23 protein-coding genes are annotated in these 19,126 nt (G+C 71.9%); 9 read left to right on the top strand and 14 right to left on the bottom strand.

Annotated features, from left to right (window positions below; all coding sequences use genetic code 11):
* Positions 1–2 precede the first annotated feature (2 nt).
* The 6 genes from ACWD5O_RS11300 to ACWD5O_RS11275 all read right to left on the bottom strand — a co-directional run bounded on the left by ACWD5O_RS11300 (position 3) and on the right by ACWD5O_RS11275 (position 5,246).
* Entirely contained in the window at positions 3–770 is a 768-nt protein-coding gene (locus ACWD5O_RS11300; protein WP_450085187.1) for a glycerophosphodiester phosphodiesterase, read from the bottom strand.
* A gap of 318 nt (positions 771–1,088) precedes the next feature.
* Positions 1,089–1,973 (bottom strand): hypothetical protein, encoded by an 885-nt coding sequence (locus tag ACWD5O_RS11295; protein WP_450085186.1) that lies wholly within the window; start codon positions 1,971–1,973, stop codon positions 1,089–1,091.
* Positions 1,970–2,530, bottom strand: coding sequence for a hypothetical protein (locus ACWD5O_RS11290; RefSeq protein WP_450085185.1), 561 nt, complete (start codon positions 2,528–2,530; stop codon positions 1,970–1,972). The genes ACWD5O_RS11295 and ACWD5O_RS11290 overlap by 4 nt, the downstream gene beginning before the upstream one ends.
* A gap of 292 nt (positions 2,531–2,822) precedes the next feature.
* Entirely contained in the window at positions 2,823–3,782 is a 960-nt protein-coding gene (locus ACWD5O_RS11285) for an SDR family NAD(P)-dependent oxidoreductase (RefSeq protein WP_450085184.1), read from the bottom strand.
* Between the two features lie 59 nt (positions 3,783–3,841).
* Positions 3,842–4,426 (bottom strand): TetR/AcrR family transcriptional regulator, encoded by a 585-nt coding sequence (locus ACWD5O_RS11280; RefSeq protein ID WP_450085183.1) that lies wholly within the window; start codon positions 4,424–4,426, stop codon positions 3,842–3,844.
* Between the two features lie 46 nt (positions 4,427–4,472).
* Complete coding sequence (locus tag ACWD5O_RS11275; RefSeq protein ID WP_450085182.1) at positions 4,473–5,246, bottom strand: lysophospholipid acyltransferase family protein; 774 nt, start codon at positions 5,244–5,246, stop codon at positions 4,473–4,475.
* Between ACWD5O_RS11275 and ACWD5O_RS11270 the strand changes: the two genes are divergently transcribed.
* The 4 genes from ACWD5O_RS11270 to ACWD5O_RS11255 all read left to right on the top strand — a co-directional run bounded on the left by ACWD5O_RS11270 (position 5,239) and on the right by ACWD5O_RS11255 (position 9,144).
* Positions 5,239–5,394 carry a hypothetical protein gene (locus tag ACWD5O_RS11270; protein ID WP_450085181.1) on the top strand — a complete coding sequence of 52 codons (156 nt, stop codon included), beginning with the start codon at positions 5,239–5,241 and terminating at the stop codon, positions 5,392–5,394. The genes ACWD5O_RS11275 and ACWD5O_RS11270 overlap by 8 nt on opposite strands.
* Before the next feature lie 42 nt (positions 5,395–5,436).
* Entirely contained in the window at positions 5,437–6,852 is a 1,416-nt protein-coding gene (locus ACWD5O_RS11265) for a cytochrome ubiquinol oxidase subunit I (RefSeq protein ID WP_450085180.1), read from the top strand.
* Between the two features lie 15 nt (positions 6,853–6,867).
* A complete protein-coding gene (cydB, locus tag ACWD5O_RS11260) occupies positions 6,868–7,866 on the top strand; it encodes a cytochrome d ubiquinol oxidase subunit II (RefSeq protein WP_354965167.1) in 999 nt (332 codons plus the stop codon).
* Positions 7,867–7,953: 87 nt separating this feature from the next.
* Entirely contained in the window at positions 7,954–9,144 is a 1,191-nt protein-coding gene (locus tag ACWD5O_RS11255) for a GNAT family N-acetyltransferase (RefSeq protein ID WP_387322568.1), read from the top strand.
* Here the strand turns inward: ACWD5O_RS11255 and ACWD5O_RS11250 are convergent.
* Positions 9,135–9,332: a hypothetical protein gene (locus ACWD5O_RS11250; RefSeq protein WP_450085179.1), complete on the bottom strand. Its 198-nt coding sequence runs from the start codon at positions 9,330–9,332 to the stop codon at positions 9,135–9,137. The two genes, ACWD5O_RS11255 and ACWD5O_RS11250, sit on opposite strands and share 10 nt — an antisense overlap.
* Here ACWD5O_RS11250 and ACWD5O_RS11245 point away from each other — a divergent pair.
* Entirely contained in the window at positions 9,309–9,590 is a 282-nt protein-coding gene (locus ACWD5O_RS11245; RefSeq protein WP_450085178.1) for a MarR family winged helix-turn-helix transcriptional regulator, read from the top strand. The two genes, ACWD5O_RS11250 and ACWD5O_RS11245, sit on opposite strands and share 24 nt — an antisense overlap.
* Before the next feature lie 18 nt (positions 9,591–9,608).
* Here the strand turns inward: ACWD5O_RS11245 and ACWD5O_RS11240 are convergent, their stop codons facing one another.
* The 3 genes from ACWD5O_RS11240 to ACWD5O_RS11230 form a co-directional block, all read right to left on the bottom strand.
* Positions 9,609–10,301 (bottom strand): hypothetical protein, encoded by a 693-nt coding sequence (locus ACWD5O_RS11240; RefSeq protein ID WP_450085177.1) that lies wholly within the window; start codon positions 10,299–10,301, stop codon positions 9,609–9,611.
* Between the two features lie 83 nt (positions 10,302–10,384).
* Positions 10,385–10,846, bottom strand: a complete 462-nt coding sequence (locus ACWD5O_RS11235; protein ID WP_450085176.1) for a peroxiredoxin — start codon at positions 10,844–10,846, stop codon at positions 10,385–10,387.
* A 45-nt stretch (positions 10,847–10,891) separates the two neighbouring features.
* Entirely contained in the window at positions 10,892–11,725 is an 834-nt protein-coding gene (locus ACWD5O_RS11230; protein ID WP_450085175.1) for a patatin-like phospholipase family protein, read from the bottom strand.
* An 86-nt stretch (positions 11,726–11,811) separates the two neighbouring features.
* Between ACWD5O_RS11230 and ACWD5O_RS11225 the strand changes: the two genes are divergently transcribed.
* Positions 11,812–12,540, top strand: coding sequence for an SDR family oxidoreductase (locus tag ACWD5O_RS11225; RefSeq protein ID WP_354965161.1), 729 nt, complete (start codon positions 11,812–11,814; stop codon positions 12,538–12,540).
* 44 nt (positions 12,541–12,584) lie between these two features.
* Here the strand turns inward: ACWD5O_RS11225 and ACWD5O_RS11220 are convergent, their stop codons facing one another.
* Positions 12,585–12,710: an MFS transporter small subunit gene (locus ACWD5O_RS11220; RefSeq protein ID WP_269458402.1), complete on the bottom strand. Its 126-nt coding sequence runs from the start codon at positions 12,708–12,710 to the stop codon at positions 12,585–12,587.
* A complete protein-coding gene (locus tag ACWD5O_RS11215) occupies positions 12,707–14,128 on the bottom strand; it encodes an OFA family MFS transporter (protein ID WP_450085174.1) in 1,422 nt (473 codons plus the stop codon). The genes ACWD5O_RS11220 and ACWD5O_RS11215 overlap by 4 nt, the downstream gene beginning before the upstream one ends.
* 315 nt (positions 14,129–14,443) lie before the next feature.
* Between ACWD5O_RS11215 and ACWD5O_RS11210 the strand changes: the two genes are divergently transcribed.
* Positions 14,444–15,160, top strand: a complete 717-nt coding sequence (locus ACWD5O_RS11210) for a VOC family protein (RefSeq protein WP_450085173.1) — start codon at positions 14,444–14,446, stop codon at positions 15,158–15,160.
* Positions 15,161–15,187: 27 nt separating this feature from the next.
* Here the strand turns inward: ACWD5O_RS11210 and ACWD5O_RS11205 are convergent, their stop codons facing one another.
* Positions 15,188–15,388, bottom strand: a complete 201-nt coding sequence (locus ACWD5O_RS11205; RefSeq protein ID WP_450085172.1) for a hypothetical protein — start codon at positions 15,386–15,388, stop codon at positions 15,188–15,190.
* Entirely contained in the window at positions 15,388–16,767 is a 1,380-nt protein-coding gene (gene zwf / locus ACWD5O_RS11200; RefSeq protein WP_450085171.1) for a glucose-6-phosphate dehydrogenase, read from the bottom strand. The genes ACWD5O_RS11205 and zwf overlap by 1 nt, the downstream gene beginning before the upstream one ends.
* A 189-nt stretch (positions 16,768–16,956) precedes the next feature.
* Here zwf and ACWD5O_RS11195 point away from each other — a divergent pair, with 189 nt between their 5' ends.
* Together ACWD5O_RS11195 and ACWD5O_RS11190 are read left to right on the top strand one after the other, a co-directional pair.
* Positions 16,957–18,588, top strand: a complete 1,632-nt coding sequence (locus tag ACWD5O_RS11195; RefSeq protein WP_450085170.1) for a beta-N-acetylhexosaminidase — start codon at positions 16,957–16,959, stop codon at positions 18,586–18,588.
* A gap of 88 nt (positions 18,589–18,676) precedes the next feature.
* Positions 18,677–19,126, top strand: coding sequence for a helix-turn-helix transcriptional regulator (locus tag ACWD5O_RS11190; RefSeq protein WP_450085169.1), 450 nt, complete (start codon positions 18,677–18,679; stop codon positions 19,124–19,126).

Raw genomic sequence — 19,126 nt, 5'->3', positions numbered from 1 at the left:
GGTCAGGCGGCCCAGTGGCCGCGGCTGCGGTAGACGTCGCGCAGCACGCCGACGTGATCGGTCATGATGCCATCCACGCCACGATCCAGTAAGTCGTGCATCTGGGCTGGTTCGTCGATCGTCCAGACATGCACCTGCAGGCCGAGTCGGTGGCAGTAGTCGAGGAACCGGCGGTCCACCACCGGCACCCGACCGTAGTGCGGCGGCACCTGCGCGGCGACCACCGACGGGGGCAGCCGCAGCCGGCGGCCGTGCAGCGAGGCCAGGCGCAGCCGGGCCACCCCGTGCATGCCGAGGCTGGTGGCGACCCGCCCGTCGGTGAGGGCGCGCAGCCGGGTCAGCCGGGCGTCGCTGAACGAGGCGAGCAGCACCCGGTCGCCGGCGCCGGCCCGGGTCACCGTGGCGACCGTCGGCTCGACGCCGCCGTCAGCCTTCACGTCGACGTTGAAGCGGACCTGCGGCCACGCGCCCAGCACCTCGTCGAGCCGGGGTACGACGGCGGCCCCGCCGACGCGTACCGAGGCGAGGTCGGCCCAGCGCAGGTCGGCGATGCGCCCCGGTTCGCCGGTGATCCGGCGCAGCGTCGGGTCGTGGAAGATCACCGCCACCCCGTCGGCGGTGGCGTGCACGTCGGTCTCCACGTACCGGTAGCCCAGCCCGACGGCACGGGCGAACGCCTCGGTGGTGTTCTCGTCGCCCTCGGCGGCGCCGCCGCGGTGGGCGAACGCCAGCGGCCCGGGCGCGTCCAGGTAGCCGAATCGGGTCAGCACGCGACGCAGTATGCCCGCCGCCGATGGATCGTGGGTGACCTGCCGGCGAAGATCAGGCCCGTGGCACGGGGGCGTCAGAGAGTTCGTCGAGCACCTGCCGTCCGGCGGCTGGTTCGTCGCCTGGCGGTTCTGGTGCCGGGCCCGGTTGGTGGCCCCGCCCGCAGCGGTGGCAGGCGCCCCGCCGGCGCAGGTGGTAGGCGATCGTGGCGGCGCCGAGTCCGGCCCCCCACACCGTCCAGAAGAGGCTCGGGACGTACAGGGCCCAGGTGCCCCGGGCTTCGCTTGTCCAGAGCAACATCAGGCCAGCCGGAATGATCGTCACAGCGACGATCGACGCCGGGACGACGGCGAGCGCGGGCGGGACCCGTTTGCCGGCCTTGAACCAGATCCAGCGGGGATAAACCTCCCCCCATCGGGCCACCAGACCGTGGGTGAGCACACCCCCAGCGCCGACGCGACCGCGCAGCCCAGCCCGACCTCAAGCATCCCCGGCGTGTCCTGCATCATCCGCAGGAAGTCCCGGCTGATGCCGAGGGGATAGCCGAGGTACCAGGCGATCCTGGTGACCTCGTAGGGCAACGGCGCAAGGCAGGCGACCGCGACGGCCCACCGGCCCCACCGCAGCAGCGTCTGCCGTGACGGGCCACGGCCGTCTCCGTGGCGGCGGCCGCAGTGTGCGCAGGCGGCCCGGACCCGCCGCTGGTAGGCGAGGGTGGCAGCGGCCCACAGCAGGCCGCCGACGAACACGATGATCAGGTTCGTCCGGTGCCAGTACAGGATGTCACCGATGCCGCCCTGGTCACCTGGTACGCCGGTGAAGGCGAAGACCAACAGCAGCGGCGCGAACGCCACCAGGACGATCATGGTGTAGTCGGGGATGACCAGGGTCAACCCGACCGCCGCCACCCATCCGAAGACAACCAGCGCCGCCGACAGGTGACCAGGCCGGGCGCGCCGCGTCATGATCCACGCGACGACCGCACCGAGCAGCCCGAGCGCGGCGATGACCGGGGCGACGACCTCGGCGCGGCTGCCTTCCAGGATGGACCCCGACGCCCGTGCCGGGTCGATCGGCGCGAACGGGAACCCGTCACCACCGGCCGTCCAGTACAGCCCCAAACCGCCGTACAGCAGCGAGAAGCCCGCGGCGGCGTATCCGGACCAGGTCGGCCAGTGCCTCCACCAGAGCCACAGCATGGTCACCGGGCCCGGTCTCCGGCGTCGGGAAGCTCGGCGGCCGTTCGGCTCTGCTCAGCGCCATACACGGCATATCCGCCAGTGAGAACCGGGTACCGGGGCCGCTGGGGGAGTTCCGGAGGGAGGTCCGTCTCGGGATCGAGGCAGTGTGTGGGTGGCCGCTCGGTCCCGTTCTGCGCCTGAGCGTCGACGATCACATCCGGCCGCGTCCCGCCGTCGATAATCTTCACGTAGTAGCCGTGGTTCTTCGCCGTCCCTTCGCCCTCCGGCACGATCGCGGTGAACAACGCGACGTTCCCGGCGACCTTCAGACACGTCACGTCGGCCCGTCCCTGCGCGACTAGTGTGCCGTCCGCTCGCTCGTGCCGGTAAAGGAACTGGCCGTGCGCTGATCCGTCCGCGGCCGAAACCGCCGAGACGCCGAACCAGATCCGGTGCCCAACCACGTTGGGCTCGTCGTACACGAAATGTCCCATCCCGGCGACCACCGACCACCCGGCTGCGGCGGTCTTCGTCTCGGACTGCTGGGCCCACGCCACCGAGGGCCACGCCGCGACCACCACGGCTGCCACCGCCCCCAACGCCGTCGTACGCGAACCAGAGATGAACATGTCACTCCTTTGAGCAAGCGGTTGGCTGACGTGAACCAGCATCACCACATGCCCAGGCGACCTCATCCCCCCGCCGAGCCAGCCGCATCCCTCAGCGAGGGGAACCGACGCCAAGCGCACGTGCCGCGCGGAAAGGGGTGGCCGCCGGGAGCCGTGGAAGGCGGGGTGTCCGGGGCGCGGGCATGCCCGGTCTCCGTGAACTCCGCCTCGCCGGTCAGTTGTCCGGCCGGCACCGCCGACCCGGTCAGCGCCGCAGGAGCCGGATCGTCTCGTCCCAGAGGAGTTCGGCGTTCTTGTCGTCGATGGCGTACGGGAGCACGCCGCTCATGCCGTCGGCCCGCTCGGCGATGACCAGGGCCTCGTTGCCGTCCTCGAAGTAGCGTCCGGTCACGCCGTCGACCTCGGGGGAGGCGGCCAGCAGGACCGAGGTGGCCGCGCCCTGCTGCGGGGTCTTCCAGCCTGGTGGCACCTCCAGGCGGTTGCCCTGCTCGTCCACCGCACCGACGTAGCGCAGTTGCGCGTCGTCGAGGTGCCGTTGCAGGTTGGTCATGATGCCGCCGGGGTGCAGGGCGTTGGCCGTGACCCCGTCGACGGCCCACTGTCGGGCCAGGGCGACGGTGAACAGGATGGTCGCGGTCTTCGACTGGCCGTACGCCGACCAGGCCTCGTAGGGCCGGTCGGTGAAGTGGATGTCGTCGAAGTCGACCGGGGACTGCTGGTGGGCCGAGGAGCTGACGACGACGATCCGGGCGCCCTGCGCAGCGGCGAGCGCGTCGTGCAGGCCCAGGGTCAGCGCGGCGTGACCGAGGTGGTTGATGGCGAACTGGGCCTCCCAGCCCTCGGTGGTCCTGGTCAGCTCCGGCAGGGCCATGACGCCGGCGTTGTTGACCAGGATGTGCAGCGGGCCCGTCCAGGTGTTGACGAAGGCGTCGATGGAGGTGCGGTCGGCCAGGTCGAGCCGGGCGACCCGGACCGCGCCGTGCGCCCCGCCCGCCGTGATGTCGGCTGCGGCGCGCTCGCCGGCGGCGGTGTCGCGGACGGCCAGTGTCACCTCGGCGCCGGCGTTGGCCAGCGCCCGGACGGTCTCCAGGCCGATCCCGGACGCGCCGCCGGTGACCACGGCCCGCCGGCCGCTGAGGTCGACGCCGGCGATCACCTCAGCGGCGGTCGACCGGGCGGAGTAAGGGGTGATGATTCGTGACATTTCGGAACTCCTTGGACGCAGGGATGCAGCGTGAGGGTGCGGTGGGGTGGGCGGCGGGGTCAGCCCGCGGCGCGGCAGATCAGCCGCAGTGCCCGGCGGATCCGGTCGCGGAACTCGTCCCTGGTGGCCGAGGTCGATTTCCAGGTCAACGCGGCGGAGAAGAGCAGGTCCATCACGTCGTCCGCCGTCAGGTCACCGTCGAGCAGGCCGGGCGGGGCGAGAGCGTCGACGTGGGCGCGCAGTGCCGCCCGGGCCCGCTCCTGGTAGTCGTGGAACATCGAGCCCAACTGGGGCCCGCTGTTCTCGAGCAGCTCGTTGAGGTCGCGGGCCACCTGGGTGTCGATGTACGGGCCCATCAGCGCATCCAGCCCTGCCACGATCCGCTCGTCGAAGCTCAGCGCCTGGTCGCCGAAGCGCGCCTGCATGGCCTGCTGGGCGCGTTCCATGACGCCCTGCATGGTGGCGCGGTACAGCTGCTCCTTGTTGGGGAACATCAGGTACAGGCCCGGCCGGGAGATGCCGGCCGCCTTGGCGACCGCCTCCATCGACGTCTTCTGGAACCCGTAGCGCCCGAACACCCCGACCGCCGCCGCGAGGACAGCGGCGCGCTTCGGGTCTTCGTGCTCCATCTCCACGCTGCTCACGTTAGACAGCGTAGACAGGTTTCCAAAACTTGTCTAACCCGTCAGGTCATCGGAGCCGGCGGCGGTGGGACCTGCTGGGGTCGCTCGGGCGGCTGGGATCGATGTGTCGGGGCCCGTCGGGTTCGTCGGGGCGCAGCGGGGCGAGGCTGTCGGTGAGCGCGTCGATGATCTGGTCGGTGGCCCGGCGGGCGGCGCCGGGGCCGCTGGCGGCCGCCTCGTGCAGGTCGATGGGTGCGCCGAAGTGCACCCGGATCACCGGACGGCGCCACAGTGCGCGGGCGACGCCGCGCAGCATTCCCCGGGGCGCACGGTAGGGCAGCACCTCGTGGGCGCCCCACTGGGCGACCGGGATGACCGGGGCGGCGCAGGCCAGGGCGAGCCGGGCGGCGCCGGTCTTGCCGCGTTCGGGCCATATGCCGGGGTCGAGGCTGATGCGCCCCTCCGGGTAGATGAGGATCACCGATCCTCCCGCGACGGCGGCGGTGGCGGCTTCCAGTGCCCGGTGCACCGCATCGGTGCCCCGGTCGACGCGGATGTGCCCGGCGTGGCGCATGAGGGAGCCGAACACCGGGGCGCGGAACAGCCCGGCGGTCGCCATGATCCGGGGGGCGATGCTGCGGGTCTGGCAGGCGGCGGCCATCACCACGGGGTCGAACGGGCTGATGTGGTTGGCGGCCAGCACCAGCGGTCCGCGGCGCAGGTGCGCGGGGACGTCGCCGGTGACCTCGAGGCGGGCCAGCAGGCCGACCAGGGCTCGGGCCAGCAGTTGGGCGGCGCGCCAGATCAGCGGCGGTTGCCAGGGGGAGTGCGCGGTGTCCATCAGCGCGCCATCGTCGCACGTGCGCGCGGTGCTGCGAGGGCGGGTCGGCCGGTTGCCGCCGGGCCCGGCGGCCCGGGTGATCAAGGTCATTGGTCCCGGGCCGGTTCGGGCCGCCCGACCCTGCCCGTTCCTCTACGACGAGCAGTAGTATTTACTACGTCTCGTAGTACGACATGGCTGGGGGTTCCAGGTGGACGCGTTGGACGTCGCCCGATGGCAGTTCGGTGTCACCACCGTCTACCACTTTCTCTTCGTTCCGCTGACCATCGGCCTGTCCGTGCTGGTGGCGATCCTGCAGACGTTGTGGCACCGCACCGGCAACGAGCGTTACCTCAAGCTCACCAAGTTCTACGGCAAGCTCTTCCTCATCAACTTCGCGATGGGCGTGGTCACCGGCATCGTGCAGGAGTTCCAGTTCGGCATGAACTGGAGCGACTACTCCCGCTTCGTCGGCGACATCTTCGGCGCGCCCCTGGCCATCGAGGCGCTGGTCGCGTTCTTCCTCGAATCCACCTTCATCGGCCTGTGGATCTTCGGCTGGGACCGGCTGCCCAAGCGGGCGCACCTGGCCAGCATCTGGGCCGCCGCGATCGGCACGAACCTCAGCGCGTACTTCATCCTCGCCGCGAACTCGTTCATGCAGAACCCGGTCGGCTACAAGGTCAACCCGGACACCGGCCGCGCCGAGCTGACCGACTTCCCGGCCGTGCTGACCAACAAGGTCGCCCTGATCACCTTCCCGCACACCCTGGCCGGCTCGTTCCTGGTCGCCGGGTCGCTGGTCGCCGCCGTGGGCCTGTGGCACCTGATCCGTAACCGCGACTCCGCCGACACCGGCGCCTACCGCTTCGCCGCGAAGTTCGGTTCCTGGGTGGTCCTGGTCGCCTCCGCCGCCGTGCTGTTCACCGGCGACATCCAGGGCAAGATCATGACCGACGTCCAGCCGATGAAGATGGCCGCCGCCGAGGGCCTCTACACCACCGAGAGCCCCGCCTCGTTCTCCGTGCTCACCGTCGGCAGCCTCGACGGCAGCCGCGAGGTGCTCGCCATCAAGATCCCGTACCTGCTGTCGTACCTGGGCACCGGCGACCCGCACGGCACCGTGCACGGCATCAACGACCTCCAGGCCCAGTACGCCACCCAGTACGGCGCCGGCAGCTACACCCCGATCATCCCGGTCACCTACTGGAGCTTCCGCTTCATGATCGCCTTCGGGATGGCCGCCGCCGCGATCGCCCTGCTGGTGCTCTGGAGCCAGCGCAAGGGCCGCACGCCCACCAGCAGGTGGCTGCTGCGCGCCGGGCTGGTCATGCCGGTGCTGCCGCTGCTGGCCAACTCCTTCGGCTGGATCTTCACCGAGATGGGCCGCCAGCCGTGGATCGTCTTCGGCGAGATGCTCACCCGCAACGGCGTGTCCCGCAGCGTCTCGCTGGCCGAGGTGCTCACCTCGTTCACCGCCTTCACGCTGATCTACGCCACCCTCGCGGTGATCGAGGTCAAGCTCCTGCTGCGCTACGCCCGCGCCGGCGTACCCGACGTCACCGAGACGCCCCCGTCCGACGACGACACCGACGACGCCGAGCGTCCGCTCGCCTTCGCCTACTGATCACCGGAGCCTGCCGTGGACCTCACCACCATCTGGTTTCTCCTCATCGCCGTGCTCTTCACCGGCTACTTCATCCTGGAGGGCTTCGACTTCGGCGTGGGCATGCTGCTGCCCGTGCTCGGCCGCGACGACCGGGAACGACGGGTCCTGATCAACACGATCGGCCCGGTCTGGGACGGCAACGAGGTGTGGCTGATCACCGCCGGCGGCGCGATGTTCGCCGCCTTCCCCGAGTGGTACGCCACCCTCTTCTCCGGCTTCTACCTGCCGCTGCTGCTGATCCTGCTGGCCCTGATCGGCCGCGGGGTGGCCTTCGAGTACCGGCACAAGCGCCCCGAGGTGTCCTGGAAGCGCCGCTGGGACGCGGCGATCGTGGTCGGCTCGCTGCTGCCGGCGTTCCTGTGGGGCGTCGCCTTCGCCAACATCCTGCGCGGTGTGCCGCTGGACGCCGAGCACGAGTACGTCGGTGGCCTGGTCGACCTGCTGCACCCGTACGCCCTGCTCGGTGGCGCGACCACCCTGGCGCTGTTCGTCACCCACGGCGCGGTGTTCATCGCCCTGAAGACCGCCGGCGAGATCCGCGAGCGCGCCAGCGCCCTCGCGGTGCGCCTCGGCGTCGGTGCCGCCGTGCTCGCGGTGGGCTTCCTGGCCTGGACGCTGAGCATCCGCTCCAGCGCGGCCGCCGTCGTGCTCGCCGTCGGCGCGGCCCTCGCCCTGCTCGGTGGCCTCGCCGCCGCCCGGGTACGCCGGGAGGGCTGGGCGTTCACCGGCACCGCCGTGGCGATCGGGCTGGCGGTGGCGACTCTGTTCGCGGCGCTGTTCCCGAACGTGCTGCCCTCCACCCTGGACGCGGCGGGCACGTTGACCGCCACCAACGCCGCCTCCACCCCCTACACCCTGAAGATCATGACCTGGGTGGCGGTGATCTTCACCCCGGTCGTGCTGGCCTACCAGGGCTGGACCTACTGGGTGTTCCGCAAGCGGATCGGCGTGGCCAACATCCCGCAGCACTGACCGCCGGGGCGCGGGGTCGGTTCCGACCCCGCGCCCCGGCCGTTAATTCGGCGGCCCCCCGAAGATCCATCCCGCTAGGGTGTTCCGATGCCCGCCACCGTGCACGTACGCGAACTCACCGCCGACGACCTGGCCGACGCCTGGGAGCTGGGCCGGTTCGCCTTCGGGTCCGACCCGCAGCGCCCATCGCACGCCACCGCCACGGTGCCCGGCCTGACCCGCTACGGCGCGTTCGACGACACCGGCCGGCTCGTCGGCAAGGCCGTCGACCTGCACCACGACCAGTGGTGGTCCGGGCGGGCCGTGCCCGCGGCCGACGTCGGCGGCGTGGCGGTCGCCCCCGAGGCCCGCGGCCGGGGCGTGGCCCGCGGCATGCTCACCGCCCTGCTGCGGGGCGCCCGCGAGCGCGGCGCGGCGATCAGCGCGCTGTACCCGACCGTCGCCGCCCCCTACCGTGCCTGCGGCTGGGAGGCCGCCGGGGTGCTGCGCACCGTCGACCTGGCCACCGCCGCGCTGCCCCGGCACCGGCCGGATCCCCGGTTGACCGTCCGGGCCGGCACGCCCGCCGACCTGCCCGCCGTCATGGCCCTGTACGAGCGGGTCACCCGGCACCGCAACGGCCCGCTGACCCGCCGGGGCGAGCTGTTCGACTTCTTCGCCGCCGACCGCGGCCTGCCCGGCGACGCGCTCACCCTCGTCGAGGACGGCGGCGACCTGGTGGGTTACGCCAGCTGGGAACGGGGCCGTGGCTACGGCGCCGACTCGGTGCTGACCGTCGACGAGGCCCTGGCGACCACCGCCGAGGCCGCCCGGGAACTCGTCGGCGTGCTCGGCAGCTGGGCCAGCGTCGCACCGACCCTGCGACTGTGCCCGCTCGACGGCGACGCCGTGAGCGTCCACCTGCCGCTGGAGTTGGTCCGCGAGCACGAACGGAACCTGTGGATGCACCGGCCGGTGGACGTGGCCCGGGCGGTCCGCATGCGTGGTTGGCCGGCCCACGCCCGCGGCGCCGTCGAGTTCACCCTCGCCGACGCCGTCGCCGACTGGAACGCCGGCACCTGGCGGTTGAGCGTCGCCGACGGCGCCGGTGAGCTGACCCGGATCGGTGGCGAGGCGGACCTGCGGCTGGACGTGCGCGGCTTCGCGCTGCTCTACGCCGGCGCCGCCCGCGCCCGGTCGGTCGCCGAGGCGGGCCTGCTGCACGCCGCCGGCGCCGACCCGGACGCCCTGGATCTGCTGGGCGCCGGAGGCCCGGCGCAGCTGCTCGACTACTTCTGACCGACCGTCGCGGCGACGCCCGGGATCGCAGCCAGTTCGGCGTTCGCGCGCTGGGTGACCAGGGTGAGGACCCGGGCGGCGGCGCTGGAGTCGTCGGCCGGGAGGTCCGCGTACAGCCGGGCGGTGATGCCCGCGACGGCGTCGGAGACGCGGCCATGCACGGCGTGACCGGCGTCGGTGAGCCACACCTGCGGCTCCTCGGCGCCCGCTGGCGCGCGGTCGCCGACCTGGCCGGTCGGGGGCTCGTCGTACGAGCCCCCGGCCCGGCCGATCGCCGCCGCAACGTCATCAGCCTCACCGACAGCGGCGCCGACGAGGCACGCCGGATGACCCGGACCGTCGAGCGCGTGCAGCAGGACCTGCTCGCCCCGCTGTCCGTCGCCGAACGTGACCAGCTCACCCGGCTGCTCACCCGGCTGCTCGAGCACCACAGCAGCCGGGCCTGACCCGACCCGCCGGAGCCGTCAGCGGGCCTCGCGCAGCTCCGCCAGCCGCGCCTCGATCTCGGCCAGCTCGGCGCGCAGCTTCTCCGCCTGCTGCTCCGCCTCAGCCCGCTCGGTGCCGAGGATCTGCTCCACCGCCTCCTGCACACCCGGCACGTCGACCAGCGCCACCATCTTCAACGCCTCGGCCGGCTTCACCACGTACGGCTTGGCCAGGGCCTTGCTGCCCTGCTGCGCGGCGACCGTCCACTCACCCTCGGCGTACGCCAACGTCACCGTCAGGCCCGCGGGGCCCTTCGGCTTCACGGCCTTGACCGCCCGCCGCGCCGGCGTCTTCTCCACCTGCTGCTCCACCTTCGGCTCCTCCCGCCGCGGCGTCGGCACCCGCGGCGTGTCCAACACGAACTCCGGCTCCACCACCGCGGGCGGCTGCTCCTGCGCCGGCGGCTCCGGCTTCGGCTCGGCGACCCGACGCCCGGCGCCCTTCGGCGCGACCGCGAGATCCGCGGGGGAGAACGGCAACTCGTCGCGGCCGAAACGCACCACCACGAACTCGTCGGACACCTCGGGATCGGTCAGCTCGACCACCTGGCCGATCTGACCGGCGATCTGCCCCGCCGATGCGGTGAACACCACCCGGGGCCGGCGGCCCGCCGCCAACGCATCCCGCAGGCTCTGCACCTCGTCAGTGGACAAACCCTGGCCGGCATCCATCACAACCCTCTTCCGTACACCTGTTTGATTGCTGTCTTGATACCAGCCGACTGCGACACCCGCCGCACGGGGCTCACACCCGCTCAGCCGCCCAACGCCCGCAGCGCCCGGTCGGCGTGGTCGTTCATGCTGACCTCGCTGTGGATCACCTCGATCACCCGCCGGTCCGCGCCGATCACGAACGTCATCCGCTTCGTGCTCAGCGGCCCCAACGGCAGCCGCCGGCGCACCCCGAACCGCTGCCCCACCGTCCCGTCCTCGTCCGACAGCAGGGGATAGTCGAAGCCGTGCAGCGTGGAGAACTCCGCCTGCCTGGCCACGCTGTCGCGGCTGATGCCCACCCGCGTGGCGCCGACCGCCGCGAACTCCGCCGCCAGGTCCCGGAAGTGGCAGCTCTCGGCCGTGCAGCCCCGGGTCATCGCCGCCGGGTAGAAGAACAGCACCACCGGCCCCGCCGTCAGGAACTCCGACAGCCGCCGGGGCGTGCCCGTCTCATCGGGCAGCTCGAAGTCCTCCACGACGTCGCCGACACCCACACCCGCCACCGCGCACCTCCGTTGTCGGACCAGACAGGCGGTGAGCGTAAGCGATCACACCCAGAGGGCCGCCACCTCGTCCGCCACCACCGCGGCCTGCGCCCGCCCGGCCCGCGCGGATCCCGCCCGTCGCGCCGGATCCAGCACGTTGCGGCCGATGGCCTTGCGCGCCGACGCGTCCGGCGTCACCACCACCACCCGCGCCCCGGCCGCCCGCAACCCGGCCACCTGCGCCGACAGCCGCGGCATCGGCCCGAACGCCCCCGACGTCGGCGCGATCACCAGCACCCGGCGGGCATCCGCGGCCAGGTCGGCGTTCACCGTCGAGCGCATCCCGCCGTCGACGTAGCGGCGCGCGCCGATCGTCACCGGCGGCCACGCCCCGGGCACCGCGCAACTGGCACCCACCGCGTCCACCAGGGACACGGAGCTGTCGCCGTCGAACACCACGAACTCACCCGAGGACGCGTCCACCGCGGTCACCAGCAGCCGCCGCTGCGGCCACTCAGCCGTCGGCAGGCGGGCCTCGATGACGGCGCGGCGGGACGCCTCCGACGGGGTACGCGCCGCCACCGCCATCGCACCGATGCGCGCCCGCGCCCGCACCGCGTCGCGGGTCCGGGCACCCGCCCACACCATCCGCGCCAGCACCGCCAAGCCCAGCCGCGCCGTCAGCTCGCCCGACGGCGGCGCCAACTGCGCCTCGTACAGTTGCTCCAGCGGCACCCCCGAGCACATCTGCGCCCCGACGACCGAGCCCGCCGACGTGCCCACCACCAGGTCCGCCTCGGTCACCGGGACGCCCCGCTCGGCGAGCCCCGCCAGCAGCCCCAGCTCCCAGGCCACGCCCGTGACCCCACCACCGCCGAGCACCAACGCGCGCTCCATGTGACTCTCCTCTCGACGACCGGTCCGCGCGGTCACGGTAGCGTCGGCGGGGCCGGCACGCAGCCGTCAGAAACTCGGGGGGCACCGTGGCACCTGTCACCGTCATCACCGGTGGTGGTCGCGGCATCGGCGCGGCCACCGCCCGCCGTCTCGCCGCGGCAGGCCACCACATCGCCCTGTGCTACCGCCGCGACCACGCCGCCGCCGACGCCGTCCTGGCCGACCTGCGGGCCACCGGCGTGCGGGCCACCGCGGTACGCGCCGACACCACCGACCCGGACCAGGTCGACGCCCTGTTCGACGCCGCCGCGCAGCTCGGCCCGCTCACCGGCCTGGTCAACAACGCCGGCGTCACCAGCCCCATCGGGCCCTTCACCGAGCTGCGCGTCGAGGACCTGCGCCGGGTCGTCGACGTCAACCTCGTCGGCTACGTCCTCTGCGCCCAGCAGGCTGCCCGCCGGCTGGCCGACGGCGGCGCCATCGTCAACGTCTCGTCCGCCGCCGCCACCCTCGGCAGCCCCGGGGAGTACGTGCACTACGCCGCCGTCAAGGCCGCCACCGACACCCTCACCATCGGCCTGGCCAAGGAACTCGCCCCGCGCGGCATCCGGGTCAACGCGGTCGCCCCCGGCATCGTGCGCACCGACATCCACGCCGACTCCGGCGTACCCGACCGCGCCGACACCGCCGTCGGTCGTATCCCGCTCGGCCGCGCCGGCGAGCCCGACGAGGTCGCGGCCGCCATCGCCTGGCTGCTCGGTCCGGACGCCTCGTACGCCACCGGCACGGTGCTGCGCGTCTCCGGCGGTCTGTGACCGACCGGTGTGGGTGCCGCGCGGATGCGGCACCCACACCCGGATCAGTGGGTGAACAGCTTCGCCGCCGTGATCACCGTCTGCGCCACCCCGTAGCCGAGCAGCGCCGCCACCACCAACCAGGAGATCCACAACCGGGCCTGCTGCCCGGGCCGTCCGTTCTCGCTCATCGGGTGCCACTCCTCTCCGCCGCCACCGGCGCCGTGTCCTCGGTGCCGTCCCGGTCGGTGGGCGGCTCGTGGAACCGTTCCGGCACCGGCCGGATCAGCAGATTCGCCACGAAGCCCACCGCCAACACGCCGACCATCGTGAACAGCGCAGGCCGGTACGCCGACGCCGTCAGGGTGCCCGGCTCGCCCTGCGCGTCGAGGAACCCGTTGACGATCAGCGGGCCCGCGATCCCGGCCGCCGACCAGGCGGTCAGCAGCCGACCGTGGATCGCGCCCACCTGGTACGTGCCGAACAGGTCCCGCAGGTACGCCGGCACCGTGGAGAACCCGCCGCCGTAGAACGACAGGATCACGCAGGCCAGCAGCACGAACAGCGCCGTGGCCGTCTGCCCGATCAGGGCCAGCAGCGCGTACAGCACCATCCCGACGCCCAAATACACCATGTAGATCGGCTTGCGGCCGATCACGTCCGAGGTGGACGACCAGGCGAACCGGCCGGCCATGTTGAACAGCGACAGCAGGCCGACGAACCCGCCGGCCGCCGCCACCGACACCGCCGACGTGCCGTTGTCGCGGAAGAAGTCCTGGATCATCGGGCTGGCCTGTTCCAGGATTCCGATGCCCGCCGTCACGTTGCAGAACAGCGCCACCCACAGCAGCCAGAACGACCGGGTCTTGACCGAGTTGGCCGCCGACACGTTCGCCGTGGTGACCAGCGGCTTGGACGCCACCGTCGCCGGGTCGAAGCCGGCCGGGCGCCAGTCCGGTGCCGGCACCCGCACGTTCGCCACCCCGAACATCATGATCACGAAATAGCCCAGGCCGAGCGTCACGAACAGCCACACCAGGGCGCTGCCCGACGCCGTCGATCCCGCGTTGGCCGGGTCGTAGCCCGGGTCGTAGAACGACAGCAACTGCCGGGACAGGGGAGAGGCCACCATCGCCCCACCACCGAACCCCATGATCGCCAGGCCGGTCGCCAACCCGGGGCGGTCCGGGAACCACTTGATCAACGTGGAGACGGGGGAGATGTAGCCGATCCCCAGGCCGATGCCGCCGAGCAGGCCGTAGCCCAGGTACAGCAGCCACAGCTGCTTCGTGGCGATGCCCAGTGAGCCCACCAGGAAGCCCGCCGCCCAGAAGCAGGCGGAGACGAACATCGCCTTACGCGGCCCGTTCGCCTCCACCCATGTCCCGGCGACCGCGGCGGACAACCCCAGCATCACGATCGCGATGCTGAAGATCACCCCGATCGCGGTCTGGCTGGTGTCGAAGTGGGCGATCAGCGAGTTCTTGTAGACGCTGGTCGCGTAGACCTGGCCGATGCAGAGGTGGATGGCCAACGCCGCGGGGGGTATGAGCCACCGGCTGTACCCGGGCGGCGCGACGGTGTGCCGACGATCGAGTGCGGAAAGCATGAGCTGCTTCCTCTCCGAAGCGGGCGAGAAACCTGCTCATCACTTCCCCACACCGCAGGGCAGGAGCAAACCTCACCAGCGCCGGACGGTCGGTACGGTGAGCTGAGCGGTCAGTCAGCCCGCCAGGCGTCCGATCGTCATCCGGGGCGTGCCAGCCACCGGCGAGGGCGTCGGCGTCCGCGGGACCCCAGGTGCCCTTGTCGTACGTCTGCGCCGGCGCCGGCGCCCTCGCTACCTCCGCCTTCTGGTCGACCCCGGACGACGATCGGCCAAATCCATGTGCGGCGGCTGCGCGGCAGCGGCTACGAAGAACGGATGGCCAACGAGGTGACCGTTCCGCTGCTGCCCTGCGCGTCCATCGACGACATCGTCGCGTTCTACCAGGTGCTCGGTTTCCGGACCACGCATCGGCAACGTAAGCCCAACCCGTACGTGGCACTGCGGCGTGCGGACCTGCATCTGCACTTTTTCGAGATGCCGGGGTTCGATCCGGAGCAGTCCTACGGCTCGTGCCTGGTGCTGACGTCGGACACGGGTGAGCTGTATCAGGCGTTCGCTGCGGGCATGCGGGCCGCGTACGGCAAGGTGCTGATCTCCGGGACACCGCGAATGACCAGGCCCCGGGCACGGAAGAACTATGACGGGTTCAGCGGGTTCAGCGTCATCGACCCGGGAGGCAACTGGATCCGCGTCGTTCAGAACGCGGCTGTCAGCCCCACACCGGCGCCCGGGCCGACTGGACGGCTCGCCAAAGCTCTGGCGAACGCTGTCGTGCAGGGGGATTCCAAGGGTGACTTCCCGCAAGCCGCCCGGATCCTCGACAGTGCTCTGGCCCGTTTCGAGGCGGACGACCCGGTCGCGCTGGTGGAGGCTCTCGCCTATCGCGCCGAAGTGGCGGTGGTGCTGCACGAGCCGGCGACGGCTGCGCAGATGCTGACCCGCATCGACCGCGTCGAGCTGAGCACGGATGAGGCCGAGCGGGCGACGGGGGCACTCCAGAGTTGTGCCGACATCGCGGCGACACTGGCCTAGTGCCTCGTCCGGCAGCCCTGCACGCTGCTAGCTGGCCGGGTCCGCCCGCCAGATCCAGTCGCGCCGCTCGTACAGGGGCGTAAGGCCCACCCGGAGCATGTTGTTCAGCGACGGGTTGGACGAGCCGGGCGCTGGCTTGCCCGTCTCGGCGGTGACCCACCGGCAGCCGGCCTGCGCCGCAGCCGCCGCCCGGGCCGTCAAGAGTGCGCGCGCCCTGTCCTCCACCATCACCGCAGCTGCGGGGTGTGCCAGCCGCCGGCGAGGGCGTCGGCGTCCGCGGGACCCCAGGTGCCCTTGTCGTACGTCTGCACCGGCGCCGCCAGGTCCAGGATCGGCTCGACGATGCGCCATTCCTGCTGGATCGTCTCCTCGCGGGCGAAGCGCAGGTGCTGCCCGTCCATCGCGTCGTCGAGCAGCCGCTCGTACGCCTCCTGGCGGTGCCCGAGGGCCGCGCCGAAGTCCACGGACAGGTCCACCGGACGGCTCGCCACCTCGGCGCCGGGGCTCTTCGCCTGGATCGACATCGTGATGCCGTCGCCGCGGCCGAGCCGGAACCGCAGCAGGTTCGCGGCGGCCCCGGCGCCGCCCTCGGCGCGCACGAGGGAGCGCTGCGGCTGCTTGAACTCGACCACGACCTCGGTCGCCGTCCCCGGCAGCGACTTGCCGGTGCGCAGGTAGATGGGCACACCCGCCCAGCGGCGGGAGTTGACCGTCAACCGGGTCGCCACGAACGTCTCCGTGTTCGAGTCCGTCCGCACGCCCGGCTCGTCCCGGTAGCCGGCGTACTGCCCCCGCACGGTCGACTCCGGCGACAGCGGCTCGATCTGCCGCAGCACGGCGACCTCCGCCTCGCGGAACGCGTCGGTGGTGTCGGCGACCGGCGGTTCCATGCCGATCAGCGCGACGACCTGCAGGATGTGGTTCTGGAGCACGTCGCGGGTGGCGCCCACCGTGTCGTAGAAGCCGGCACGGCCCTGGGTGCCGAAACCCTCCGCGAGCGTCACCTGGATGTTGTCGATGTGCTCGCTGTTCCACAGCGGCTCGAACAGCCGGTTGGCGAACCGGAAGGCGTAGAGGCCCTCGACGGCTTCCTTGCCGAGGTAGTGGTCGATGCGGAACACGCGCTCGGGGTCGAACGCCGCGCGCAGCGTGCGGTCCAACTCGTGCGAGGACGCCAGGTCACGCCCGAACGGCTTCTCCACGATCACCCGGCCCCGCTCGGCCAGACCGGCCGCGGCCAGGCCTTCGACCACCGAGCCGAACACCGCCGGGGGGATCGCCAGGTAGAAGATCGGACGCTCGGCGCCCCGCAGGCGCTCGGCCAGCCGTTGGTACGTCACCGGGTCCGCGTAGTCGCCGGAGATCATCGAGAGGTTCCGCGCCAGCGCGTCGAAGGCCTCGTCGTCGATCTCGTCGTTGGCCTCGGCGACCGACTTGCGGGCGGTGGTGACGAGTTGCTGATCATCCCAGGGGGAGCGGGCCACGCCGATCACCGGGACGTCGAGGCGGCCGCGCCGGGTCAGCTCGTACAGCGCCGGGAAGAGCTTCTTCGAGACGAGGTCTCCCGTGACGCCGAACAGCACCACCGCGTCTGAGCGCACCTGCATGACACTTCCATCCGATCGAGTGAACCTGATCTTCCCACCGGAGAACCTCCCGGCTCACCTCGGAATTCCCCGCCGGACGGCTCGGGTGGGGACAGCGACAGGGCCGCGCCGGGTTGCGGCCGGACCGGCCCGGACGATAAGGAAGGTTTACAGTCCAGGTTCGGCGCGGGTAGCGTGCGGGTCTGATCGATGAACGCCGATCACGACGAAGGCCTGGAGGTATCCGTGCGTCGCCGACCCACCATGACGCGGCTGCTGGTCATAGCCGCACTCGGACTGCCGTTCATCCTGCCCGGAGCCCCGGCCGTCGCCGCGCCGACCGCCCCGGCCCGCCACCTGGACGACGTGGTCCCCGCGCCCGTCGAGACCCAACCCGACGCCCGGGGCACATTCCGCCTGAGCCCCCTGACGGTCATCCGCACCTCACCCGGCTCGGCCGCCGCCTGGCAGGTGGGGCGGCAACTCGCCGACACGCTGCGCCCCGCGACCGGCTACCCCCTGCCGGTGCTGCCCGTGCGCTCGACGCCGCTGCCCGAGATCGCCCTGGTCATCGGGGGGGCGGACGGGCGCGTCGGCCAGGAGGGCTACCAGCTCGACGTCACCCGCCACGGCGTGACGATCCGGGCCAACACCCCGGCCGGGCTGTACGCCGGCACGCAGACCCTGCGCCAACTGCTACCCGCCGCGATCGAGGCGTCCAACCGGCAACGGGTCACCTGGACCGTGCCCGGCGGACGAATCGTGGACTACCCGCGCTTCGCGTACCGCGGGGCGATGCTCGACCTGGCACGGCACTTCCACACCGTCGACGAGATCACCGCGTACGTGGACCTGCTCAGTCAGTACAAAATCAACTACCTGCACCTGCACCTGACCGACGACCAGGGCTGGCGGATCCAGATCGACTCCTGGCCCCGGCTCACCACCGTCGGCGGCGGTCCCGGCACCGGAGTCGACGGCGTCGGGCCCGGGTTCCTCACCAAGGCCGATTACAAGGCCGTCGTCGCCTACGCCGCCGCCCGACACATCACCATCGTTCCCGAGATCGACATGCCCGGGCACACCAACGCCGCCCAGTCGACCTACCCCGAGCTCAACTGCGACGGCGTCGCACCGGCCCCGCGCACCGACACGGCCGTCGGCTACAGCTCGCTGTGCATCGGGGACGACCTGACCTACCGGTTCGTCGAGGACGTCATCCGCGAACTCGCCGCGATCACCCCCGGGCCGTACCTGCATATCGGCGGCGATGAGGCGCACGCCACCACGGACGAGGACTACCGCACGTTCATGCAACGGGTCCTGCCGCTGGTGTCGAAGTACGGCAAGCGCGCCTCGGGTTGGAACGAGGTCGTGCAGGTCGACCCGCCCACCGACGTGGTGGCGCAGTTCTGGGGCACCGGCACCACCAACGCCGACCTGGTCGAGGCCGCCGCCCGGGGCAACAAGGTGATCATGTCACCGGCCAACAAGGCATACCTGGACATGAAGTACGACGCCAACACCCGCCTGGGGCTGCGGTGGGCCGGCCTCATCGAGGTGTCCGACGCGTACGGCTGGGACCCGGCCACCCGGGTGACCGGCGTCGGCGAGAACGCGGTCCTCGGCGTCGAGGCGCCGCTGTGGTCCGAGACGCTGCGCAGCCTGGACGACATCGAGTACATGGCCTTCCCACGCCTGCCCGCGATCGCCGAACTGGGCTGGTCGACGGCGGCCAGCCACGACTGGGAGTCGTTCCGGATCCGGCTGGGGGAGCAGGCACCCCGGTGGCGCCTGCAGGAGGTCGACTTCTACCCGTCGCCGCAGGTGCCGTGGCTCTGACCGGATGACGCGGCGGTCCGGGTCCGAGGTGACCCGGACCCCACCGTCCTGCTGGGCGATGTCGGCATGACGTGGCACGATCACGTACGTGACCAGCAGACCTGACGAGACGCAGCACCTGCGCGACCTCGCACGCCTGCGCCGCGTCCGCGACCGGATCGACCGGGAGTACGCCCAGCCGCTGGACGTCGAGGCGCTCGCCCGCGGCGTGAACATGTCCTCTGGGCACCTCAGCCGCCAGTTCCGGCTCGCGTACGGCGAGTCGCCGTACGCCAATCTGATGACCCGGCGCATCGAACGCGCCATGGCGCTTCTGCGCCGCGGCGACCTCACCGTCACGGATGTCTGTTTCACGGTCGGCTGCTCGTCGCTGGGCACCTTCAGCACCCGCTTCACCGAACTCGTCGGCGTGCCGCCCAGCGTCTACCGGGACGAGGCGGCGGCCGCGACGGCCGGGATGCCCGCGTGCGTGGCCAAACAGGTGACCAGACCGATCAGGAATCGAGAAGCGCGGGCCACCCAGCCGCAACTAGCGTGA

It is taken from the genome of Micromonospora sp. NPDC005161 (assembly GCF_053599855.1).
The sequence above is the reverse complement of the archived record's forward strand: the minus strand, read 5'-3'. Positions and strand labels throughout refer to the sequence as shown.